Raw genomic sequence first — 24,549 nt, 5'->3', positions numbered from 1 at the left:
TATGATTAGCACCATAGAGCAGGAAATTATCAATCATGGAGGAATTGAAAATTATCTATATGCGCAACAACATAAAATGTTGTTGCGATTTCTTACATGTGGTAGCGTAGACGATGGTAAAAGCACCTTGATAGGACGATTGTTACATGATTCTTATCAAATTTATGATGATCAGTTATCTGTTCTTCATACGGATAGCAAGAAAATTGGTACTCAAAAAAATAAATTAGACTTAGCATTGCTGGTAGATGGATTACAATCGGAACGCGCACAAGGCATTACTATAGATGTAGCTTATCGTTATTTTTTTACTAAAAAACGTAAATTTATCATTGCTGATACTCCAGGGCATATAGAATATACAAAAAATATGGTTACTGGCGCTTCTACTAGCGAATTGGCTATTTTATTAGTTGATGCTCGTAAAGGAATACAGAGTCAAACTAAAAGGCATTGGTTTATCACTGTGCTTTTAGGCATTCAGTATATTATAGTGGCAATTAATAAAATGGATTTAATCAATTATAATCAAAAAATATTTGAAAAAATTAGCAAAGAATATTTAGAATTTGCTAAGAAACATTTACCGACTGAGATACATACAATATTTATTCCAATATCTGCTGTAGACGGAGATAATGTTGCGACATTATCAACAAATATGAAGTGGTATAACGGACCCACATTGTTGGAAATGTTAGAAGATATTCATATTAATGATTCCTTACACTTTGATCAGCAAGAATTACGTTTTCCAGTACAGTATGTAATTCGTCATAATTTAGATTTCAGAGGTTATGTTGGCACTATTGCTTCTGGTAGTATGCATGTTGGACAACGTGTTAATATTTTTCCTTCAAATACCATTTCTACTATTAAACGTATTATTAAATTTAATGCGGATCAGACAGAGGCTAGGGCTAGAGAGGCAGTCGCTATAACTTTGGAAGATGATATTGACGTTAGTCGCGGAGATATGATAATTGATTCGAATACCATTATTACACCTGTTCAGAATGCGTTGGTAGATGTGGTATGGATGAAAAAAGAAGCATTAAAAAAAAATCAATATTTTAATGTCAAGATCGCTACTAAAGTTATAAGAGCACAGGTAAAAAATATAGAATACGAAATAGATATCAATACCTTGCAATCTCAAAAGACAAACACAATACCACTCAATGGAATTGGATTAATAAAGTTGTTATTTGATGAGCCATTGATATTAGATCAATATTCTCATTATCCAACAACTGGGAGCATGATATTTATTGATCTATTAACTAATGAAACTGTAGGAGCTGGAATGGTTCGTACTCTTATTGCACGCCATAAGCTTAATGATAATAAAAATTACAGTGAATTTGAATTGGCATTCCATGAATTTATTCGTTTTCACTTTCCCCATTGGAAAGTCCAAGACTTATCATGATGACAATCATCTTATGATTCATAAGAATATCAATTGTATATCCAATAAAAATATTTATTGGAATACCTGTTGTATAACACAACAAGATCGTGAGCTTTTACATAAACATCGTGCTATATTATTATGGTTTACAGGGCTGTCAGGATCCGGTAAATCAATTTTAGCTAATGTTTTAGAAACAAAACTACATCATAGAAATATCAGCACGTATATGTTGGATGGAGATAATATCCGACATGGATTGTGTCGGGATTTAGGATTTAGCGATCATGATCGACATGAAAACCTACGTCGAGTAGGAGAAACGGCGCGATTGATGGTTGATGCTGGCATAGTGGTATTAGCTACTTTTATTTCTCCTTATCATCGTGAGCGTCAAATGGTACGCAATATGTTTCCTATCAATCATTTTATTGAAATATTTGTTGATACACCCTTTCATGTGTGTGAACAACGTGATTCGAAAGGTTTGTATAAAAGAGCTAGATCAGGTGAAATAGAAAATTTTACTGGTATAAGTGCTCCTTACGAACGACCAAAAAAACCAGATATATATTTAGATGGTCAAAAATCGATCATAGAATTAATTAATCAAATATTGCGGTCATCGTGTATTGAGTATTTGTTTAAAATAGACCTATCCATCTAATATAGATACGTAACATAAATTTATATACTTAATAATTTGTATGAATGATTATATTTTATGATGGTTAGACGCTATCTTTAATAAAGACTATTTTGTTTTGATAGAAACTGTTTTATTATTTTATGATTAAAATAAATCTTTCAAAAAAGAAATACTCTTTTATAATAAAATTGTAATAATTTATGATGATTTTTAAAACAATTATTCCAACATGTATTATAAGTTTATATCAAATAACTACATTATTATATTTAATAACTATAATTATCTATTTAATAGATATTCATTCATTCTCAGTAACAGCGAGTTGATTATATGGTGAATATAATCGATTAATTAATATAAAATATAATGATTGACGAAAAAAATGAACAAGTTAAATTGCATGTTGTTAGTATTGTTGACTTGGTTACAATATTCGCTTTGGTTGGGAAAAAATGGTATTTGTGATTTAATAAATATCCATAATACAATTACATCATATAAAAATATTAATAATATTGATGAACTAAAAGCTCGTAACGATCAATTATTATATGAAATTTATGATTTACTTCATGGATATGAAGCAATTGAGGAACGATCACGATATGATCTTGGTATGATTAAACTCGGTGAAACTTTTTATCTAATAACATTGTGACAGCAATATTAATTAAATAAAAGTCAGCGGTGGTTTAATTATTTTGATATACATGGGTGTTTATATTAAATATGTTGAAAAAAAAAATTCCATACATTACTGCTATCCTTCCGGCAGCAGGTACTGGAAAACGCATGAAAAGTTTATTACCGAAACAATATTGTACCATAGGCGACAAAACTTTGATTGAACATTCCATGCATGCCTTATTATGTCAATCATGCATTCGTCATTGCATCGTGGTGATTAATGCGCGTGATCGTTGGTTTCATCAATTATCTATTTCTTACGATCCTAGAGTTAGCGTAGTTGTCGGAGGACACACACGAGCTGATTCAGTTATGGCTGGATTGCGGCATGTAAAAAAATCAGTTTGGGTTATTGTGCATGACGCGGTGCGCCCTTGTTTACATCATGAGGATTTATTGCGGCTCTTTGAGATCACAAAATTTTCTCAAGTAGGTGGAATTTTAGCAATACCAATCTGTAATACTATTAAACGAACTTACTGTGGAACTAACTTTATAAGATATACAGTAGATCGTGAAAATTTATGGCATGCTTTAACTCCACAGTTGTTTAATTATGATCTTTTAAAATATTGTCTTAAAAAAGCTTTAAAAAATAGAGTAACTGTTACTGATGAAGCATCAGCTGTAGAATATTGTGGATATAAATCCATTTTGATACATGGTCGTTCTGATAATATAAAAGTTACTCATCAAAATGATTTAAAATTAGCTAACTTTTATTTATCTAAATTATATAAAAAAACTTAACAAGGACTGTAAGTATGTTACGTATTGGTTATGGGTTTGATGTGCACCAATTTGGAGGATGTCGACCGCTTATCGTTGGAGGGGTGAGTATCCCCTGTATGAAAGGAATTAAAGCACATTCTGATGGCGATGTGATGATGCATTCGCTAATTGATGCTTTACTGGGAGCTGCTTGTTACGGGGATATTGGGTCGATGTTTCCAGATACTGATGCTAAATATAATAATATAGATAGTCGAAAATTGTTACGAATTGCTTGGGAAAAAATTACCAAGCAAGGATATTTGTTAGAGAATATAGATATTACTATAATCTTACAAATCCCAAGGATAAACACATATATTTATCAGATGAAACATCATTTATCTCAAGACTTAAATTGTTCAGTAACTAGTATCAATATAAAAGCCACCACGACTGACACACTAGGATCCATTGGCCGATCTGAAGGTATTGCGTGTATAGCGGTCGTGTTGCTAACACGTTAAATATTTATTAAAATAGTAAAAATACGTATATTTCTATTCCATAGAACATATATGTCTATCAATATAATACATTTATCTAAAAAATTCTTTTAATGATTATTACGATTATAATGATGTGCGACTAATTTTATCTAAATCAATATACAAAATACATGTTATATTCTGGTATTTATGATTCATTAGTAAATTATTACCACCAAGTATCATCAGGTCTTATATAAAGACGAGGATGCATATTATCGTATGGTGTGTATATTTGACATGTATATTAAATATAAATATATATGATTTATAAAAAAATACGAAATTATTCAATCTTATAAGATACTTATTCGTTTGTATATATAATATAGACTGATGATTTTTGTCGATAAAACAAAAATGTGTAGATATTAAAAATATATAATAATGATTCTAAAAAATTACTAAAAATAATTCTATTGTTGTATGCATACAGTAAGTATTATATACTGATTTTCAATGCGCAGTATTGGAATGTGCGTTGAGTTTATGAGTTATTCATATAGTGTATGATTCTTAAACAAATAAATTATCAATAGAAAATAAGCAGGGAGCAGAGGAGTTTAGCACATCTATTATGCTAGTAGATAGCAGATCGATAATTTATATAATAGTATTTCTTGTATTTCTAGAGGGATGTTCTAGTGATAATATCCGTAGATACCATAGTAAATGCGCGTCATATTCCACGAATTCTGATGCTACTATCTATATGTCTCAAGATAAAAAGAAAAACATACGACATCCACAGCAAACACCCGATGTTACTAATATTCATAAGTACAATCATACAAATTACGGTTCTTATCACAAGTCTACATATACAGTAAAATCAGGTGATACTTTGTTTTATATTGCTTGGATTACAGGAAATAGTTGCTTAAATTTAGCAAAAACAAATAATATTAAAGATGTAAATGTATTAAAAGTAAATCAAGTTTTAATAGTACATCATAATACAATGTGGTTGTATTTTGAAAAATTCTTAAGAGAAATTTTTATTCCTTTTAACAGCGGCAATAATATTTTTAAAAAAATATTATTTTTTGTTAAAAAACAATTATTCTATTCTAGGGCGTATAATAATACTTATCCTAATATGGAGATGTCTTGTAATATGATGTCTCGTTCAACAGCGTCAGACTTAGTAACAGTCAAAGATTGGTATTGGCCAACAAATGGTACAATTATTAATACTTTTTCTGATGTTGAAAGAGGTAATAAAGGAATTGATATATCCGGCGCTTTAGGTCAGCCTATCTTGGCTGCCGCTAATGGAAAAGTAGTATACGTTGGGAATACATTGAAAGGATACGGTAACTTGATTATCCTCAAACATGATAATAACTATCTTAGCGCTTATGCGCACAACGATATGATATTGGTTGCTGAACAACAAACAGTTAAAATGGGCGACAAGATTGCAACCATGGGTAACAGCGGGACTAATGAAGTAAAATTACATTTTGAAATCAGATATAAAGGAAAATCTGTAGATCCTTTATGTTATCTCCAAAATAGGTAATTTAAATTGATTACGAATTAATATTTTATTTCGAATGTACAAAAATATTACATTTGTACAAGTAAATATTACTTTTTGTGATTGAATTGATTTCATGATTATTTAAGATATCTTAGTTTGAATAATTTTGGTCAGTTATTAATGTAAAAATACATGTACATAATTTTATATTTTATTTGCAGGTGTATACATTAGATATATATTCTATTGATATATATTAAGTCTGCAAGAAAGATCATTTTGTTTAACTTTATAAAAATAGTATCGCGTATATATAATAATGTTTTTATGCGACTATGATATTAATCAAAACAATAAAATTTATTACAATTTGAGTGCGCAATCAAATTACGGTAAACGTGAAACATTATATTATATTGCATTAATGTTGTTGCAAAAAAAAATATGTTTAAAATGATAATGGCATTTGAGGAATATTATATTAAAAGTGACAATATACCTTGATGTGTTCTGATTTATCTCAAAATAACATTGAAATATATATCTATACATATATTCATGAAATGTTGTTAGAAACAATATTTAATAAACACAAACGATATATTATCGACCAAAAATTACATTCATGTTTTTAAAATTATCTATAGAAATAGTTTCTATACGTTACTTAAATACTTATCTATTATAGATGAATATAAAAAATTATTTATAAAAATTTTAAAATTTATAATTTTTGAAATTTATTTGTAAAATAGTAAGTTATTATATTATTAGTAATAATTAGTAACGTTTATTCAAAAAAATGAATTTCCGTATAATTTAAATATAAATAATATTCTGTAATTTTGATTTCTATCTTTGCAAAAATTGTTTATAATACATAGCTATACAAGCTATGTATATGTGCGTGGAATTTTATTACATGATGGAATCTATATGTATAAAAATATTGATGATATTCGTCAAGAATTTCTTAATTTTTTTAAAAAAAAAGGACATGAAATTATTTCAAGCAGTACTTTGGTTCCGAATAGTGATCAAACGTTATTATTTACTAATTCCGGTATGAATCAGTTTAAAAACATATTTTTAGGAATTGATCAGCCATTATTTAAGCGTGTTGCTACCGTGCAACGTTGTGTACGTGCTGGAGGTAAACATAATGATTTAAATAATGTTGGATATACTGAACGACATTTAACATTTTTTGAAATGTTAGGTAATTTTAGTTTTGGAGATTATTTTAAACGTGAAGCCATTCAGTTTGCTTGGGAGTTATTAACTGACGTTAATTGGTTCAATTTATCTAAAAATAGATTATGGGCAACAGTGCATATTTGCGATGATGAGTCTTATGATATTTGGTCAAAACAAATAGATATCCCTAATGAACATATTGTTAGAATTGGTAGCAATACAAATGATTTTTGTGATTCTGATAATTTTTGGCAAATGGGAAATATTGGGCCTTGTGGACCTTGTTCAGAAATATTTTATGATCGCGGCGATCGATTTCAAGGAGGACCTCCTGGCAGTTTAGAAGAATTTGGGGAAAGATATGTTGAAATTTGGAATTTAGTATTTATACAATTTGATCGTCAAGAAAACGGTCATATTTTATCACTTCCTATGCTATCAGTAGATACTGGAATGGGTTTAGAACGTATTACTTCAATTTTACAAGGAGTAAATAGTAGTTTTTCTATTGATGTATTTAAAAAATTAATATCTTCTATATCTCGAATTATGAAAATTAATGATATCGATACAAATAGATCTGTGTATGTGATCGCTGATCATATTCGTACATGTTCATTTTTAATCCAAGATGGAGTCCTTCCTTCTAATGAAGGACGCGGTTATGTATTACGCCGTATTATTCGTAGAGCTATTCTGCATGGAAAAAGGTTAGGTGTAAATGATATTTTTTTTTACAAATTAGTTTTTCCTCTTGTTAAATATATGCATCATATAGTTGATACTTTACATGAAAAGAAAGATTTTATAGCAGAAATTTTACTTAGTGAAGAAAAATTATTTCAAGATACTTTAAAAAGAGGTTTAGAATTATTAGAAAAACAATTAATACGATTAAAAGGAGATTGTCTAAATGGTGAAGTGGCATTTAATTTATATGATACTTATGGATTTCCATTTGAATTGACTCGAGATGTCTGTTTAAAACGTGGCATATATGTAGATCAATCAGGATTTGATCAAGCTATGTTGACACAAAAAAAATGTGCGAAAGAATCAAATAAATTTAATATAACTTATGCCCAGTTATCACTTTGTAATGCATCAAGCATATTTGTTGGGTATGATAAACTTACTTGTAAATCCCGGGTAATAGCATTGTTCCAAAACAATAAATCAATAAATACAATTTATACAGAAGAAGAAGGAATAGTGATTCTGAATAATACTCCTTTTTATGGAGAATCTGGGGGTCAAATTGGGGATTGTGGTCAATTAAATACTGTATCTGGACGTTTTCAGGTTACCAATACGAAAAAATATGGACCAACAATAGGTCATTTAGGAATAGTCAATAGCGGGACTATTAGCGTTGGAGAGGAAATAGTTGCTCAAGTAGATCAACATAAAAGGAAATGTATTTCTTTAAATCATTCCGCTACGCATTTACTGCATGCTGCGTTGTCTCAAGTTCTCGGATCTCACGTAACGCAAAAGGGATCTTTGGTAAGCGATCGATACTTACGGTTTGATTTTTATCATCATGAAATGATGACGACAAAACAAATGAATACAGTAGAAAATATTGTAAATGAGCAAATTTGGAAGAATTCTCCTATTACAGTTGACGTTATGCCAATAGAAGTAGCTAGAGATAGTGGAGTTGTAATGTTGATAAATAAACAATATGACAAAAAAGTTCGTGTTCTAAAAATAGGAAATTTTTCTACTGAATTATGCGGAGGAACCCATGCTGAGCATACTGGAGAAATTGGTATATTTGTAATCACCAAAGAATGTAGCATTGCTGCTGGTATTAGACGTGTTGAAGCGGTAACTAATAACGTAGCATTATCTATAATACGTCAATATAAAATGTTACTTAAAAATATTTTTCAATCGACTCAAAGTGATGATAAAAATATTTTAAGTAAAATACATGAATTTAAATGTCGTTATCAAAAATTAGAAAAAGAAATAGATTCTTTAAGAAGTCAACAGACTATACAACAAAGTTTATCCTTCATTAAGGATATTTGTTATATTAAAGATGTACGAGTCTTAATTAAGCAAGTTGTTAATATGACGCCAAAAACGTTACTTAATATGACAGATTGTATTAAATATCAGTTAAAATCAGGAGTGATTATTCTTATTAATATCAATAAAAACAACAAAATTAATTTAGTAGCAGCTGTAACTAAAGATTTAATAGAACGTAATCGCATAAATGCTCTATCTTTAGTTCAATGTATCATAAATATCCTTGGCGGAAAAGGTGGAGGTAGACCTGATTTTGCTCAAGCCGGTATTAACAATATGGTAACTACATCCAAAGTATCTATTGAAGTAAATTCCTTATTACATAATATATTGTAAATAATTACATAATTATATTAAAAGTTGTTTTAAAATAAAAAATCATTAATGTGTTCTTAAAATGGCGTGCTAAAATTTTACAAAAAGTATAAATATCATATGCAGATGTTTATTCATGTTGTTCAGAAATTTTAAAAATAGTAAAATTCAAGAAGTCCGGTTATTTGAATTTTTCAAGGAGTAAAGAATGCTTATTCTGACTCGACGAGTTGGTGAAACTCTCGTCATTGGAGATGAGGTTACAGTAACTGTATTAGGTATTAAAGGGAACCAAGTTCGTATTGGTGTAAATGCTCCCAAGGAGATATCTATACACCGAGAAGAAATTTATCAACGTATCAAAGCTGAAAAATCACAACAGAACTTGTGCTAAATTTGTTATTTTTTTAAAAATAATTTTCTAAACTAGTAGTTTTATGACCAAAAAATTTAGTTGTAAATTACATAAAAACAACGTAATGTAACAGAGAATTTTTTGATCATAAGAAAAAACAAAATAGACCAATAACTGGAATGGATAAAATATTCAGTGAGGTGGCCGAGTGGCTGAAGGCACTCCCCTGCTAAGGGAGTATATGGTTTTAACGCTGTGTCGAGGGTTCAAATCCCTCCCTCACTGTTAGTAGCGACGATGCACCCGTAGCTCAATTGGATAGAGCACTCGGCTACGAACCGAGCGATCGGAGGTTCAAATCCTCTCGGGTGTATTGTGTGTTATTTGAAATTATTGAATAGTAAAAAATTTAATTAATTATATAAACACTTTTCCTTCATTATAATGAAGGCTAGGAATATTAAAGATTGTGTTTATGATTATTCAATATGATCATATAATTAAATTTGTTCGTATATTTGCTTTGATTTTGAGCCATAGAAATGTTTAAAAACTTATCCAATAAAATATCACAATCAATACGTAATATTGTTGGTTCTGGGCGTCTAACAGAAAACAATATTAAAGAAACTTTAAATATAGTTAAGATTGCTTTACTGGAAGGAGATGTAGCATTACCCGTAGTACACAGTTTTGTTAATAAAGTTAAAGAAGGCATAATAGGAAACGATATAAACAAACATTTAACTCCAGGTCAAGAATTTATTAAAATTATGCATTCCTCTTTAGTAAAAATTATGGGAAAAGGATCAAATGATTTAAATTTAAATACTCAAATACCATCAATAATATTAATAGTAGGCGCACAAGGTTCTGGGAAAACTACTACTACCGGAAAACTTGCGAAATTTTTAAAAATAAAAAAAAATAAAAGAATATTAGTAGCGTCAACTGACGTGTATAGACCGGCAGGCATGCAACAATTAAAATCATTGATAAAATCTGAAGATATAATTTTTTTTGAAGATTGTAATGTTCAGAATAAACCAATTGATATATTGAAAGCAGCAGTCATTGCATCACGATCACTGTCTTATGATGTTTTGTTAATAGATACTGCTGGTTGCTTAGATACAGATGATTATTTGCTTTCAGAACTATCTGAAATGCATGGTTTTGTTAATCCAATAGAAACTTTATTCATTGTAGATTCTATGATTGGACAAGTAGCTATTAATAGTATAAATGTGTTCAATAAAACTTTGCCATTAACCGGAATTATTCTAACTAAGTTAGACGGGGATTCACGTGGAGGCGTGGCTTTATCTATTAAATATCTTACTGGAAAACCCATAAAATTCATAGGAACAGGAGAAACAATCGATGCATTAGAGCCTTTCAATTCATACAGAATAGCTGGACGCATACTTGGGATGGGTGATATACTTTCATTAATCGAAGATATTGATAACCAAGCAGAATGGGTTAAAGAAAAAAAACACATTAATAAAAACAATACAGATTTTAATTTATATGATTTTTTAGGTTATATAAAACAGATACGTAGTATGGGAGGAATTAATAAAATAATAAGTAAACTACCTCTTAATCTAGGGGTGAACTTAGATAGTATTCAATCATATACTCATGACAATACGTTCACACGTATGGAAGCTATAATTAACTCTATGACTTCGGAAGAGCGTATGAATCCCAAAATAATTACAGGATCTAGAAAAAAACGTATTGCTAATGGATCTGGAGTACATGTACAGGATGTTACAAAGTTATTAAACACATTTAATCATATACGTATTACAATACAGAAAATAAATAAGAATGAAGTATTTCGAATAATAAGTACATTAAAAAATAAAATATCATCTAAATTTACAATTAATTAAAAAATATTTTGTTGTTGAAATAGGTAGATATATTCATATCCTTGATTATAAGTTTATTGATTTTTTGGTTATTAATTTAAGGTTATATACTTATGGTAAGAATTAGATTAGCGCGGGGGGGTCATAAAAAAACTCCTTTTTATCACATAGTTATTACTGACAGTAGAAATGCACGTGATGGCCGCTTTATTGAACGTGTTGGATTTTTTAGTCCAATTACATTTGGGGATCGTGCTGGATTACATGTAAATACAGAACGTATAAAATATTGGTTACACAGAGGAGCGAGTCCATCTAATCGTGTTTTAAAATTGATAAAGAATTTATGAAACACGATGAATATTCAAGAGACAAAGAGAATGTTACAACGCCGCCACTTCATCCCGTAGTGATAGGAAGAATAATGGGCGCATATGGTATATTAGGGTGGGTACGGATAATTGCATTTACTGAAAAACATGATAATATGTTTTATTATAGTCCGTATTTTACTATCATCCAATCTACATGGAAAGAAATTTTTTTAGATAAATGGAAACTGATTGGGAAATGTTATATCGTTAAAATGAGAGGAATCTCAAACAGAGATGCTGCTCAATCATTAAGTCATTGTGATATCATTATTGATGAAACACAATTTCCATGTATAAAGGATGATGAATATTATTGGAAAGATTTAATAGGATGTGTAGTAATTACTGTACAGGGAGTCCTTTTAGGAGATATTATCAGTATAATAGAAACTACAGCAAATGATGTTTTGGTAGTAAAAATACATCAGTATAATTCTTATAAAGTCAAGAACTGCCTTATTCCTTTTCTTATCAAGAGAGTTATTAAAAATGTTAATCTTGTCACGCGTATTGTTACCGTAGATTGGGATCCTAATTTTTAATTTTTTAAAATAAAGTATAAAAAATATGTTGTTAGGTGTGATCACTTTATTCCCGGATATGTTTCAGTCTATTGTCCGTTACGGAATAGTAGGTCGAGCAATTCGAAGGGGTATTCTTGCTATAAAATTGTGGAATCCGCGCGTGTTTACATATGATCGACACCACAGCGTAGATGCTCGTCCCTATGGAGGAGGGCCGGGCATGTTAATGATGATTGAACCCCTGAGAAATGCAATCAATCAAGCAAAAGATGAATTAGGAAATAATATTAAAGTGATTTATCTTTCTCCTCAAGGAAGAAAGCTGGAGCAAAAATATGTATATAAATTAGCATATGATCATCAGAAATTGATTTTAGTTTGTGGTAGATATCAAGGTATTGATGAAAGATTAATTCAAACGGAAATTGACGAAGAGTGGTCCATAGGAGATTATATACTTAGCGGAGGAGAATTAGCAGCAATGGTATTAATAGATGCGATATCTAGAGTTCTTCCTGGCGTATTAGGAAATCAAGATTCAAAAGAATCAGATTCTTTTTCCAAAGGAAGATTAGATTGTCCACATTATACTCGACCAGAAACTTTTGATGGTATGAAGGTACCATCGGTATTATTATCAGGAAATCATGATAGGATTCATCGTTGGAAACAAAAACAAGCTTTGGGTTGTACTTGGATTAAAAGACCGGATTTACTTAATGATACGCAATTAACTGATGAGGAAAAAAATTTACTTTCCGAATTTAAAAATGAATGCTTATTATTAAGCAAAAAAAATAGGAAATAATATATATGAGCGAATCAATAAATAATTTTGAAAAAAAACAAATGAAAAAAAGCATACCGCACTTACACCCAGGTGATACAATAGAAGTGAAAACATGGGTCATTGAAGGTAGTAAAAAACGCCTACAAATTTTTGAAGGTGTGGTTATTTCTACTAAAAACCGTGGATTACATTCTGCGTTTACTGTAAGGAAAATTTCTAGTGGAGAGGGTGTAGAACGAGTATTTCAATCATATTCTCCTGTGATTGAAGAAATTAAAATTAAACGATTTGGTATCGTTCGTCGTGCTAAGTTATATTATTTACGTAATCTTAGCGGAAAATCAGCACGAATTAAAGTACGTACGCATTCATGATATTTTTTATTAAAAGTATTCAATATAAGCTTATATATATTATCAAGTAAACGCTTAGTGTTAATTGTAAAACCAGTTTTATAGTCATTCAGATATATTTATCTTGCATAACATAATCAATTAATTCAAAATATTTTAATATTAAAATTTTTTAAAAAGTCATACGTCATTAAAATAACGGTGACATATGTTAAAATTTTAAAAACTACATTCCATACCATGTGTTATATGAGTAATAATACATTCACATAGATACGTGTGCTTACATTATTAACAGAATCTCATATAAGTTCAAAAATTAAATGTAACTCAGTTAATCAATTTATAATAATTTATTAACAATAATAATATAAAACTATATTTACATTAGTTTTATATGTGTATCATAATATGATATATATTATCATTTTTATGATCATTTTAGTTTCATGAACTTATTATATAATACCTAATTATATCAAGGATAATAATATGCAGAAAAATGAGCGCCACAGTGTCTATGTCAATAACACATATTCAATAATTACTCCTGAACAATTAAAAACTCAATTTCCTGTAACACATTTGGAACAGAAAACCATCGCGGATTCTCAAAATATAATTATGAATATTATTCACAGACGCGATCCGCGCCTACTGGTGATATGCGGTCCTTGTTCTATTCATGATGTTAATGCCACTTTTGATTACGCTGACAAATTAAAAACCTTATCAACAGAATTGCAGGATCAATTATATATCGTTATGCGTGTATATTTAGAAAAACCTCGTACTAGTATTGGTTGGAAAGGATTAATTAACGATCCGCATATGAATGGCTCCAACGATATTGAATTGGGTTTAAAGACTGCTCGACATATGTTGGTTAAATTAATAAAAATTGGATTACCACTTGCTACTGAAGTATTAAATCCGTATATTCCACAATATATTGGAGAGCTATTCAGTTGGTCATCTATTGGGGCGCGTACTACAGAATCCCAAATACATCGAGAAATAGCTTCTGGATTGTGTACGCCTGTAGGATTCAAAAATAGTACTAATGGAAATTTTTCTAATGCAGTTAATGCGATACACGCTGCAATGATGCCTCATCGTTACATTAGCATTAATCAATCGGGTCAAGTATGTTTACTACATACTAAAGGTAATCTTAATGCTCATATAATTTTACGAGGAGGAGAAAATCCTAATTATTATCCCGAAGATATTATTGGTTGTGAAAAAAAAATAAAAGAAGCAGGATTGCCCTTAGCATTAATGGTAGATTGCAGTCATGGTAATTCTAACAAAGATTATCGTCGTCAAATTGATGTAGCAAGGTCTATTTTACATCAAATTAAATATGGAAACCGGTCTATTATTGGATTGATGATTGAAAGTTATATTTATCCTGGCAATCAATCTATAAATTTATCATCTTCTACAACTCAATACGGGGTATCAGTTACCGATGCGTGCATAGATTGGAAAACAACCAAACACTTACTGTATGATTTGCATAAAGAATTAAAACCATTTCTTATCAATCGTATATCAGGAGATGGAATGGCATGACAAAGAAATTAAATACTTTGCGAAACAGCATCGATAAAATAGATCAGAATTTATTAAAGTTATTATCTAAACGATTTTCTTTAGTCTCTGAAGTAGGAGAAATAAAAAGTCGTTATGGATTGTTTATTTATTCACCAGATAGAGAAGAAATGTTGGTTGCCAGTCGGAGGCGAGAAGCATTAGAATTAGGTATTTCTCCAGATTTAGTAGAAGATATATTGCGCCGTATTATAAGTGAATCTTATTCTAATGAGAATGAAAAAGGATTTAAAACGTTGCATCCAAATTTAGGTCCAGTTGTTATAATTGGTGGAAAAGGGCGAATGGGCCAATTATTTTATAAAATGTTGACTTTATCTGGATATAAAGTACGAATTTTAGATAAAGGCGACTGGGTACATGGAAAATCAATGCTGACAGATGCCGGTATGGTGATCATCAGTGTTCCTATTCATTCAGTTACTGATGTAGTTGATAAATTATCATATTTACCTCAAAACTGCATTATAGTAGATTTATCATCTGTAAAAAAAATATCCTTAAACGCTATATTAGCTATACATAGTGGTCCAGTATTAGGATTACATCCTATGTTCAACCCAGATTATGGAAGTATGGTAAAACAAGTAGTAATTTACTGCGAAGGACGTTATCCAGAATCGTATCAATGGTTATTAGAGCAAATACAATTGTGGGGCGCAAGGTTACATTTCTGCAATACAACAGAACATGATCAATATATGAGTATTATGCAAGGATTATGTCATTTTATTACTTTTGTAACTGGATATTATTTTTCAAAAGAAAACGTTAATTTAAAACAAATGCTGTCTCTTTCTTCGCCCACATTTCGATTAAAATTAATAACAATAGGGAGATTATTTGCTCAAGATCCTCAGTTATATGCAGATATCATCATGAATTCCAAAAACAATCTCATATTAATTAAACGTTATTATAGAAGATTAGGTAGGCTTTTGATATTATTAGAGCGGAATAAAAAACAAGAATTTATTGATCAATTTAAAAAAATTCAAAATTGGTTTGGTTCATATACCGATCTTTTTTTTGAAGAAAGTCGTAAAATATTGCGTCAAATTAATAATTATAAAGATAATGTATAACGTAAATAATAATCTTAATAATTTATATGTAATTATATTTAATAATTTTTAATTAAATTATATTTGTTTCGATCCAAAAGTTTCCTATATAAGATAATTTTTAATTTGAATATTATTTTATATACTAATTGTGTATTTATTTTTTAATATTGTTGAAATAGTACCATACTATTACATATCTATTATTTGCTGTATTTAGCTTTTAAATGACATGGTCAATAACATATAATTATAATAATTTTCTATTATAATGGAAAATTTCATCAGTAGGCGGCGTCACTTGATAACAACCTAATATTTTTAATGAATAAGCGATTTTTTGTAATTCTGTAAGAATATTTTGTATGTATATGTCATTTATATGCGCCATCATTTCAATAATAACTATATTTTTTGATTTTTCATATGATAAAAGACGTGGTCTTAAATAAGTTATTTTAGTATTGTAAAATTGTAATACTTTTAATATTTCACATAATTTCTCTGATTGCTTCTCAATAGAGATAATAAGAATGGTTTTTGCGGCCATAGAATGATTAAAAACTGCAATATTTTTACTTTTTAAAACAATAAATCTAGTTGTATTTTTATGAGAATTAGAAAGATTATATGTCAATAGTGCATGCAATCCATAAATTTGTCCTCCTTGCATACTACCTAAAGCTCCTGAATTAGATTGATTTAGTTTAGATACTATTTTCATGGCAACTGCGCTACTTTCACAGAATACAATTTTCCATTCCGAGAAATGTTTTAAAAATTCACTGCATTGTTGAACAGGTTGAGGATGACTGTATATAATTTGAATTTGATTTATATCAGTATGATTATTAACTAAAATACAATGCTTTATAGGAATAGTAATTTCATCTACTAACAACAATCGGGTGTTTAGTAATAAATCACCTATTTCATCAATTAATCCAGAACTAGAATTTTCGATAGGAACTACACCATATTCTGCATAATCGCATTCTACTAAATCAAAAATATCATCAAATTTTCGACAACTATGCTCTATTACTTGATTAAAATGGCGGTTACTAGCATACTGCATAGTGGCAATATGAGAATATGATCCTTTAGGACCTAGAAATGCTATATGCACGATAGATTTGTAAATCATAACAAAACTCATTACCGTAATATTTTAATATTCAAATATAATATTTTAGTCAATTGTGGTTGCCGTAATGTCACTAGTATCATTATAAATTGATATTTATTTGTATGGATAAATATTACATTCCTTATGTATATTATATGTATATGTTAATTCAATTAATACATGTTTTAAACATTGTTTTAATCATATGATATCTACTAACATAGATGTTATACTTATAAAAGTATATTGCTTTAATATGCTGGATTAGCCGCAATGATTCTTGCTACTTTGTTAGCTTGATCTGGCAAATGTATATTTTGATAAGCTTGCTGCATATAATACAGTGCTTTACGAGTTGCTTGAGTATCTGGAAAGTGATATAACATTTTTTCTACGCGCGCTATTACTGATATATAAGCATATTTTTTAGAATAAAATTTCACAATAGAAAGTTCATATTCAGCTATTCTGTTTTTTAAAAAAATTAAACGTTTATAAGCGTCTACAGAATATCGACTATCCGGATATTGACGTATAAGCCTTACAAAGGTATGGAATGCTATACATGCATACATGGGATTACGATCAAACCAGTTTATATTTAAATATTTTATTAATTTTTTATTGTCTTCGTCTAAGCACATGTTGATTACGCCATGCATGTATAATACATAATCAAAATGTTTATGATTAGGGTATAATTTGAAAAAATGTTCTACATAATTATTTGCGGATTTTAAATCGTTTAATTTGTAATGAGCATAAATTAAGTCTAAATAAATTTGTTGCGGACAAGGGTCTAATAAATACAAATTTTGCAAATTTATCAAATCCTGTGTAGCTTCTTTATAATCAGCGTTATACAATTTATCTTCAGCAGATTTGTACAGATCATAAGCAGAAGCATGTAAAATGTTAACAGAAGCAGAGGTATAAGAAATCATAATGATACTAATAATTAATATCGTTGTTGTATAGTGTTGAATACGTCTCATAAAACTTTTTATTAATACTCCCTAGTAATATATAAATATTAGCAAATAATATGTATGTATATTTGTTTAAATAAATGCACCATACAACAATTTGGTTAAATTTAGCATTCACCCGCATATCAATATGATAACATCTGAATCTTATATTATAAAACCTATGATTGTACAGGTATCTCAATCTGGAAAACGATTAGATTGTGTTCTTTCTGAATTACTGCCAAATTATTCACGTTCTAAAATAAAATGTTGGATCCTCTCTAAAAAAGTAAACGTTAATAATCAGACGGTTATTATACCTAAAAAAAAAATGATGGGCGGTGAATTTATTGAAATAAAAGATATTATTGATGTCGATAATGATAGTATAGTTCCTCAAGATATTCCTCTTGACATTGTATATGAAGACAATGATATTGTAGTAATAAATAAAGCAAAAAATATGGTAGTTCATCCTGGTGCCGGCAATCATTCAGGTACTATACTAAATGCTTTGTTATATAAATATCCAGCTATCACGGAAGTATTCCGATCAGGTATTGTTCAACGGTTAGATAAGGACACTACTGGTTTAATGGTCGTCGCTAAAACTATGATTGCATATCATAGTTTGTTACGATTATTTAAAAAAAGAAAAATTATTAGGGAATATGACGCGGTAGTTCTTGGAAATTTTTTACATAATGAAGGAACAATCAACCAACCTATTCGAAGACATGCTGTTCATCGTACTCGCATGACAGTTAACCCTATGGGAAAATCGGCTATAACCCATTATTCTATCATAGAATCATTTGGAATGTATACTAGAATTCGTGTACGCCTTGAAACTGGAAGAACTCATCAAATTCGTGTGCATATGGCTTATATTAATCATCCATTGTTAGGAGATCATAAATACGGCAAATCAACTTATTTTATTAAGGGTGTATCGGATGCAGTCAATGACTGTTTACATGTTTTAAATCGTCAAGCATTACACGCAACTACGTTGCAATTATGTCATCCTATTACTAAAATAAAAATGAAATGGGATATACCTTTACCGAAAGATATTATAAAATTGATAAATATATTAAGAAAAAAATGAAAGATATGTTAAATAGCGTTATCTATTTCTATAATAGAGATTTTTGTCGTGTACTATTATTACTAAATATAATTACTGACTTATGATTTTTCTCGGAAAATTACATCATAAATTCACTGTAGTTAAATACCATATATTGATAAATTTATGGTTGTATTGATCTTGAGACGAATAAAAATATGCTTTTATTCCAGTGGTTTAGATGGTTGAATTTTAAGTAATTAATCGCCATATCAATACATATGCATATCAGTTAACAGTATGTAATTATTTAGTTATTATTATAAGGGGAAAATGAATGTTATGCGGTTAGATCATTTTACTCATGATTTTCAATTAGCTATTTCTGATGCTCAATCTATAGCACTTAGAAAAGATAATCAGTTTGTTGAACCTATTCATGTGATGCTCGCTTTCTTAAAAGAAAAAAATGGATCAGTATATCAGGTACTGGAGCACGCTGGGATTGATATGTATCAGTTCACTACATTAGTTGAAGAAGCATGCGATCGTATACCGAAGGTAGAAGGTATTGGTGGAGATATTCAATGTTCTCATGATTTAATTAGAATATTGCATTTATGTGATAAATTAGCACAAAAACATAATGATACTTTTATTGCTTCAGAAATGTTCGTTTTAGCAGCCATTGAATCTCATGGAGCATTAAATGATTTATTAAAAAAATTTGGAGTAGCTCCAGAAAATATAAAAAAATCAACAAACTATATACGTAATAATCGCGCGGTTGACAATCAACAATCAGAATCTCAACGTCAAGCGTTGCAAAAATTTACTGTAGATATAACTAAATTTGCAGAACAAGGTAATCTTGATCCTGTTATTGGTCGAGATGAAGAAATTCGTCGTACTATTCAGGTGTTACAGAGGCGTACCAAAAATAATCCTGTTCTTATCGGACAACCGGGAGTAGGAAAGACTGCTATTGTGGAAGGATTAGCGCAACGTATTATTAATGGTGAGGTCCCGGAAGGACTCAAACATAGTCGCATATTAGCTTTAGATATGGGAGGATTGTTAGCGGGAACAAAGTATAGAGGAGAGTTTGAAGAGCGTTTAAAAAGCGTATTACATGATGTATCTAAAGAAGATAGTAATATCATTTTATTCATTGATGAATTACATACTATGGTTGGAGCGGGTAAAACTGATGGAGCAATGGATGCAAGTAATATGCTTAAACCAAGACTAGCTAGAGGTGAGTTACATTGCGTAGGAGCAACTACACTTGATGAATATAGTAAATATATTGAAAAAGATGCAGCTTTAGAAAGACGTTTTCAAAAAATATTCATTTCCGAGCCTAGCGTTGAAGATACCATAGCTATTCTTCGTGGGTTAAAAGAACGTTACGAATTGCATCACAACGTTCACATTACTGATCCAGCAATAGTGGCTGCTGCAATTTTATCACACCGATATATTTCTGATCGTCAGTTACCTGATAAAGCCATTGATTTGATTGATGAAGCTGCTTCTAGCATTCGTATACAAATAGACTCTAAACCAGAAGAATTAGATAGATTAGAACGGCGCATCATACAGTTGAAATTAGAACAACAAGCATTAAAAAAAGAATCAGATGATGCTAGCACAAAACGATTAAACCTCTTAACTACTGAGTTAATTCAAAAAGAACAAGAGTGTATTCAGCTTGAAAAAGAATGGAAAAATGAAAAAGTTTCTTTATCTAACGCTCAAAATATTAAATCTGATTTAGAACAAGCAAAAATTGCTATCGACCAAGCACGCCGCATTGGTGATTTAGCGCGTATGTCTGAACTACAATATGGTAAGATTCCAGAATTAGAAAAAAAACTATCTACAATATTGCAATCTAATAATAAAAAAATACGTCTTTTACGAAATTGTGTTACTGATATAGAAATTGCTGCAGTATTATCTCGTTGGACTGGTATTCCCGTATCTCGCATGTTAGCAAGTGAAAAAGATAAATTATTAGATATGGAACATGCTTTGCATCAATTAGTTGTTGGGCAAAATGAAGCAGTCAAGGCAATATCTCATGCTATTCGTCGGAGTCGTTCTGGATTATCTGATCTTAAACGTCCAATTGGTTCATTTATGTTTTTAGGGCCTACTGGGGTAGGAAAAACTGAATTGTGCAAAGCATTGTCTACTTTTCTTTTCGATACTAGTAATGCAATGGTACGTATTGATATGTCTGAATTTATGGAAAAACATTCTGTATCAAAATTATTAGGAGCTCCTCCTGGTTATATTGGATATGAATCAGGGGGATATTTGACTGAATCGATACGTCGTAGGCCATATTCTGTTATTTTGTTAGATGAAATAGAAAAAGCACATTCAGAAATTTTTAATGTATTATTACAAGTTTTAGACGATGGGCGCTTAACAGATGGGCATGGACGTACGGTAAATTTTAATAATACCGTCATCATTATGACATCTAATTTAGGGTCGGATTTCATTCAAAAACGTTTTGGAATTGTAGATTACCAAGAAGTTAAAGTTACAGTATTAAACATAGTTAATCAACATTTTCGGCCAGAATTTATTAACAGAATAGATGAAATAGTAGTGTTTCATCCACTTAGCCTTGAACATCTTATGAAAATTGCTAGTATTCAACTACAGCGCTTGTGTGATCGTTTAGAAGAAAAAGGATATCCGAATACTAACATCACTAATGCAGTCCTGGTATTTTTATCAAAAATTGGATTTGATCCGGTATACGGTGCACGTCCGTTAAAACGTGCTATACAACAACACATTGAAAATTCATTATCTCAAAAGATAATATCTGGGCAATTGCTGCTAGGTAAAAAAATTACTTTAGATGTTGTAAATAATACAATCGTCTTTATTCAATGAAATTTAGAAAATTTCTAACATGAGATTATTTTAAAAATTTTGAATAATTTTAATAAAGCAATCACATTGTATATTGATATATAATGGCTATTTTTTCATGTTCCCGTACAATATAGCATAAATTTTTATTCGTACTTTATGTTGAAAATTATAAATTAAATAATTGTTTTATAATGATAAAAAAAGATAAGAACTGATATTATACAGCAACTGAAAATAAAATAAATGCAATTATATTTTTAGTATAATTGAAATTACGGATCGATGTATGAATAAAATTTAATAATTATCATAAAAATAATATACTTAATACCTTTGTTTAAAATAAGTAAATGTATGAAGCATCGCTTTCAATTAAAATCATTTAATACTTTTTCAGTTAATGCATTTGCTAAAAGTATAGTAACGGCACATCATGAGCATACATTATTAAAGTTTTGGAGAAAAGCTTATAGTAAAGGCAAGCCTGTTCTTATTTTAGGAGGCGGTAGTAATATTTTATTTTTAGAAAACTATGTTGGAACAATATTATTAAATAGGATAAAGGGTATTTTTATTACAGAGAATGAAACGGCATGGCAATTACATGTTGGAGCTGGAGAAAAATGGGACGAATTGGTAATTTATACTATCAAAAAAAACATACCGGGGCTAGAAAATTTAGCATGTATTCCAGGGTATGTGGGGGCTGCTCCAATTCAAAATATTGGGGCTTACGGCGTTGAGTTATCTCAAATATGTGAGTATGTAGATGCAATAGACTTATATAGTGGAAAAAAAATTCGTTTCGCTTGTTCTGAATGTGATTTCAAATATAGAGATAGTATTTTTAGAAATTGTTTGGAGAAATATGCAATCGTGGCTGTAGGATTGAGATTGCGTAAAAAGTGGAAACCTATATTAAATTATCATGAATTAGCTCATTTAGACAAATTTCATATTACACCTCGTCAAGTTTTTAATTTTATTTACATAATTAGACATAAAAAATTACCAGATCCTGTTTTGGTGGGAAATGCTGGTAGTTTTTTTAAAAATCCAATAATAGATATTAAAACAGCACGTTGTTTGTCTCAAATGTATCCAAATATGCCTTATTATTGTCAAAAAGATGGTAGGATAAAATTATCAGCAGGATGGTTAATAGAACATTGTCAACTAAAAGGTTATGTTTTTGGGGAAGCAGCAATATATCCTAAACAGGCATTAGTATTGATTAATAGCAAAAAAATAGCTACTGGAACTGAAATTGCAGCGCTAGCTCTGTACATATATAATAAGGTTGCAGAGAAGTTTAATATTTATTTACAACCTGAAGTGAGACTAATTGGTAATTATGGAGAAATAAATCCAAAAAAATTATTCATGTAGTAGATAATTACTATATGTATGTTATCCCAAAATTTGAAGTTAGATATATTTCTAATAATTTTTATTTGAAAATAGAATTAAAAATATATTTGCGTAGTAGAATTTAATGAAATTAAATATAAATATCAATTTATTTTTTTGGAGATTTGAAAACCTTGCTAAGGTATAATGAAAATTATAGTTTTCCCACATTCCACCCTTTTTTAAACGAATCTGAAATTTTAACACAATTACCCGAAGGTAGGGTAATTGTGTTAAATAGAGTTAATTCAACCAACCAATATATAATAGACAACATTCCACATGTAAAATCGGGCGACGCTTGTGTTACAGAACACCAAACACAAGGAAGAGGAAGACGTGATAAAATTTGGGTGACGCCTGTTGGAGAAGGTATTTGCTTATCTATTTATTGGAAATTAAATAAGATTCCGCCAACGATGATTGAATTTAGCTTAATGATAAGCATTGTTGTGGCAAAAATATTAAAGAATTTAGGCGCGTCTCAGATTAAAATCAAATGGCCTAATGATTTGTATATTTATGGACGAAAATTGGCAGGAATTTTAATCGAAATTATAACAAGAACTGATAATATTACTCATATAATAATAGGTATTGGTATTAATTTATCTATACGCACGCATGCCACATTAAATACTAAAATTGGTAAAAATTGGATTGATTTAATGGATATCGGCATCATGATTGATCGCAATATTTTAGTCGCAACGCTTATTCATGTATTGCGTAAGAAATTAAAAGATTTTATGCTTTTTGGGTTTACTCCATTTATTACATATTGGAAAGTTTTTGACTGTTTATATAATAAACCAGTCACATTATTAGTTGGGAGTCGTACAATATGTGGCACAGCTCTCGGGATAAATATACATGGAGCCCTAATAGTGGATCAAACGAGTTCAGTATGTTATTACTCTGGAAATAATATTTCTGTTTATATATCTTAAAAATATAATTTTTATTTAAAAATTTTAATATTAAAATATTTTGAATCTATACGATATTAACCATTAAAATAATCATGTAATTAACATACATCCCATAGTTATT

20 protein-coding genes, 2 tRNA genes and 1 pseudogene are annotated in these 24,549 nt (G+C 29.6%); 21 read left to right on the top strand and 2 right to left on the bottom strand.

Going from position 1 to position 24,549, the window contains the following annotated elements; translation table 11 throughout:
- Position 1 precedes the first annotated feature (1 nt).
- The 17 genes and pseudogenes from cysN (at position 2) to tyrA (ending at position 16,034) form a co-directional block, all read left to right on the top strand.
- On the top strand, positions 2 to 1,432 hold the full coding sequence (gene cysN, locus M9407_RS01865) for a sulfate adenylyltransferase subunit CysN (RefSeq protein WP_250237410.1): 1,431 nt from the start codon (positions 2 to 4) through the stop codon (positions 1,430 to 1,432).
- 13 nt (positions 1,433 to 1,445) lie between these two features.
- Positions 1,446 to 2,081, top strand: coding sequence for an adenylyl-sulfate kinase (gene cysC / locus M9407_RS01860; protein ID WP_250236785.1), 636 nt, complete (start codon positions 1,446 to 1,448; stop codon positions 2,079 to 2,081).
- 367 nt (positions 2,082 to 2,448) lie between these two features.
- A complete protein-coding gene (ftsB, locus tag M9407_RS01855) occupies positions 2,449 to 2,724 on the top strand; it encodes a cell division protein FtsB (protein WP_250236784.1) in 276 nt (91 codons plus the stop codon).
- A 71-nt stretch (positions 2,725 to 2,795) separates the two neighbouring features.
- Positions 2,796 to 3,503 carry a 2-C-methyl-D-erythritol 4-phosphate cytidylyltransferase gene (gene ispD / locus M9407_RS01850; protein WP_250231430.1) on the top strand — a complete coding sequence of 236 codons (708 nt, stop codon included), beginning with the start codon at positions 2,796 to 2,798 and terminating at the stop codon, positions 3,501 to 3,503.
- A 14-nt stretch (positions 3,504 to 3,517) separates the two neighbouring features.
- Complete coding sequence (gene ispF, locus M9407_RS01845; RefSeq protein WP_250236782.1) at positions 3,518 to 3,991, top strand: 2-C-methyl-D-erythritol 2,4-cyclodiphosphate synthase; 474 nt, start codon at positions 3,518 to 3,520, stop codon at positions 3,989 to 3,991.
- Between the two features lie 817 nt (positions 3,992 to 4,808).
- A pseudogene (locus M9407_RS01840) lies at positions 4,809 to 5,537 on the top strand (peptidoglycan DD-metalloendopeptidase family protein); the annotation flags it as partial.
- 897 nt (positions 5,538 to 6,434) lie between these two features.
- Positions 6,435 to 9,074 (top strand): alanine--tRNA ligase, encoded by a 2,640-nt coding sequence (gene alaS / locus M9407_RS01835; protein ID WP_250236779.1) that lies wholly within the window; start codon positions 6,435 to 6,437, stop codon positions 9,072 to 9,074.
- Between the two features lie 187 nt (positions 9,075 to 9,261).
- On the top strand, positions 9,262 to 9,447 hold the full coding sequence (gene csrA / locus M9407_RS01830) for a carbon storage regulator CsrA (protein WP_250226696.1): 186 nt from the start codon (positions 9,262 to 9,264) through the stop codon (positions 9,445 to 9,447).
- Between the two features lie 155 nt (positions 9,448 to 9,602).
- Positions 9,603 to 9,693: transfer RNA gene (locus M9407_RS01825), tRNA-Ser, on the top strand.
- A gap of 14 nt (positions 9,694 to 9,707) precedes the next feature.
- A tRNA-Arg gene (locus M9407_RS01820) sits at positions 9,708 to 9,781 on the top strand.
- Positions 9,782 to 9,950: 169 nt separating this feature from the next.
- Positions 9,951 to 11,312, top strand: a complete 1,362-nt coding sequence (gene ffh / locus M9407_RS01815; RefSeq protein WP_250236777.1) for a signal recognition particle protein — start codon at positions 9,951 to 9,953, stop codon at positions 11,310 to 11,312.
- Positions 11,313 to 11,404: 92 nt separating this feature from the next.
- A complete protein-coding gene (gene rpsP, locus M9407_RS01810) occupies positions 11,405 to 11,641 on the top strand; it encodes a 30S ribosomal protein S16 (protein ID WP_250236775.1) in 237 nt (78 codons plus the stop codon).
- Positions 11,638 to 12,207: a ribosome maturation factor RimM gene (rimM, locus tag M9407_RS01805; RefSeq protein ID WP_250236774.1), complete on the top strand. Its 570-nt coding sequence runs from the start codon at positions 11,638 to 11,640 to the stop codon at positions 12,205 to 12,207. Before rpsP ends, rimM begins: the two co-directional genes overlap by 4 nt.
- 25 nt (positions 12,208 to 12,232) lie before the next feature.
- Positions 12,233 to 12,997, top strand: coding sequence for a tRNA (guanosine(37)-N1)-methyltransferase TrmD (gene trmD, locus M9407_RS01800; protein ID WP_250236772.1), 765 nt, complete (start codon positions 12,233 to 12,235; stop codon positions 12,995 to 12,997).
- Between the two features lie 5 nt (positions 12,998 to 13,002).
- Entirely contained in the window at positions 13,003 to 13,353 is a 351-nt protein-coding gene (rplS, locus tag M9407_RS01795; protein WP_250236770.1) for a 50S ribosomal protein L19, read from the top strand.
- Positions 13,354 to 13,824: 471 nt separating this feature from the next.
- Positions 13,825 to 14,910: a 3-deoxy-7-phosphoheptulonate synthase gene (locus tag M9407_RS01790; protein ID WP_250236768.1), complete on the top strand. Its 1,086-nt coding sequence runs from the start codon at positions 13,825 to 13,827 to the stop codon at positions 14,908 to 14,910.
- On the top strand, positions 14,907 to 16,034 hold the full coding sequence (gene tyrA / locus M9407_RS01785; RefSeq protein WP_250236767.1) for a bifunctional chorismate mutase/prephenate dehydrogenase: 1,128 nt from the start codon (positions 14,907 to 14,909) through the stop codon (positions 16,032 to 16,034). The genes M9407_RS01790 and tyrA overlap by 4 nt, the downstream gene beginning before the upstream one ends.
- A gap of 229 nt (positions 16,035 to 16,263) precedes the next feature.
- Here tyrA and M9407_RS01780 read toward each other — a convergent pair whose 3' ends face one another.
- Positions 16,264 to 17,160 (bottom strand): prephenate dehydratase domain-containing protein, encoded by an 897-nt coding sequence (locus tag M9407_RS01780; protein ID WP_250236765.1) that lies wholly within the window; start codon positions 17,158 to 17,160, stop codon positions 16,264 to 16,266.
- A gap of 233 nt (positions 17,161 to 17,393) precedes the next feature.
- Positions 17,394 to 18,086 (bottom strand): outer membrane protein assembly factor BamD, encoded by a 693-nt coding sequence (gene bamD / locus M9407_RS01775; RefSeq protein ID WP_250236764.1) that lies wholly within the window; start codon positions 18,084 to 18,086, stop codon positions 17,394 to 17,396.
- Between the two features lie 175 nt (positions 18,087 to 18,261).
- Here bamD and rluD point away from each other — a divergent pair, with 175 nt between their 5' ends.
- From rluD to M9407_RS01755, 4 genes are all read left to right on the top strand, one after another.
- A complete protein-coding gene (gene rluD, locus M9407_RS01770) occupies positions 18,262 to 19,224 on the top strand; it encodes a 23S rRNA pseudouridine(1911/1915/1917) synthase RluD (RefSeq protein WP_250236762.1) in 963 nt (320 codons plus the stop codon).
- Positions 19,225 to 19,527: 303 nt separating this feature from the next.
- Positions 19,528 to 22,104 (top strand): ATP-dependent chaperone ClpB, encoded by a 2,577-nt coding sequence (gene clpB / locus M9407_RS01765; RefSeq protein WP_250236761.1) that lies wholly within the window; start codon positions 19,528 to 19,530, stop codon positions 22,102 to 22,104.
- Between the two features lie 336 nt (positions 22,105 to 22,440).
- Positions 22,441 to 23,475, top strand: a complete 1,035-nt coding sequence (gene murB / locus M9407_RS01760) for a UDP-N-acetylmuramate dehydrogenase (protein WP_250236759.1) — start codon at positions 22,441 to 22,443, stop codon at positions 23,473 to 23,475.
- A 155-nt stretch (positions 23,476 to 23,630) separates the two neighbouring features.
- Positions 23,631 to 24,446, top strand: coding sequence for a biotin--[acetyl-CoA-carboxylase] ligase (locus M9407_RS01755; protein ID WP_250236757.1), 816 nt, complete (start codon positions 23,631 to 23,633; stop codon positions 24,444 to 24,446).
- The last annotated feature ends 103 nt before the right edge of the window (positions 24,447 to 24,549 follow it).

Source organism: Blochmannia endosymbiont of Camponotus sp. (assembly GCF_023586365.1).
Lineage (GTDB): Bacteria > Pseudomonadota > Gammaproteobacteria > Enterobacterales > Enterobacteriaceae > Blochmanniella.
Note: the sequence above shows the minus strand (reverse complement) of the source record. Positions and strands in the feature narration are given on the sequence as shown.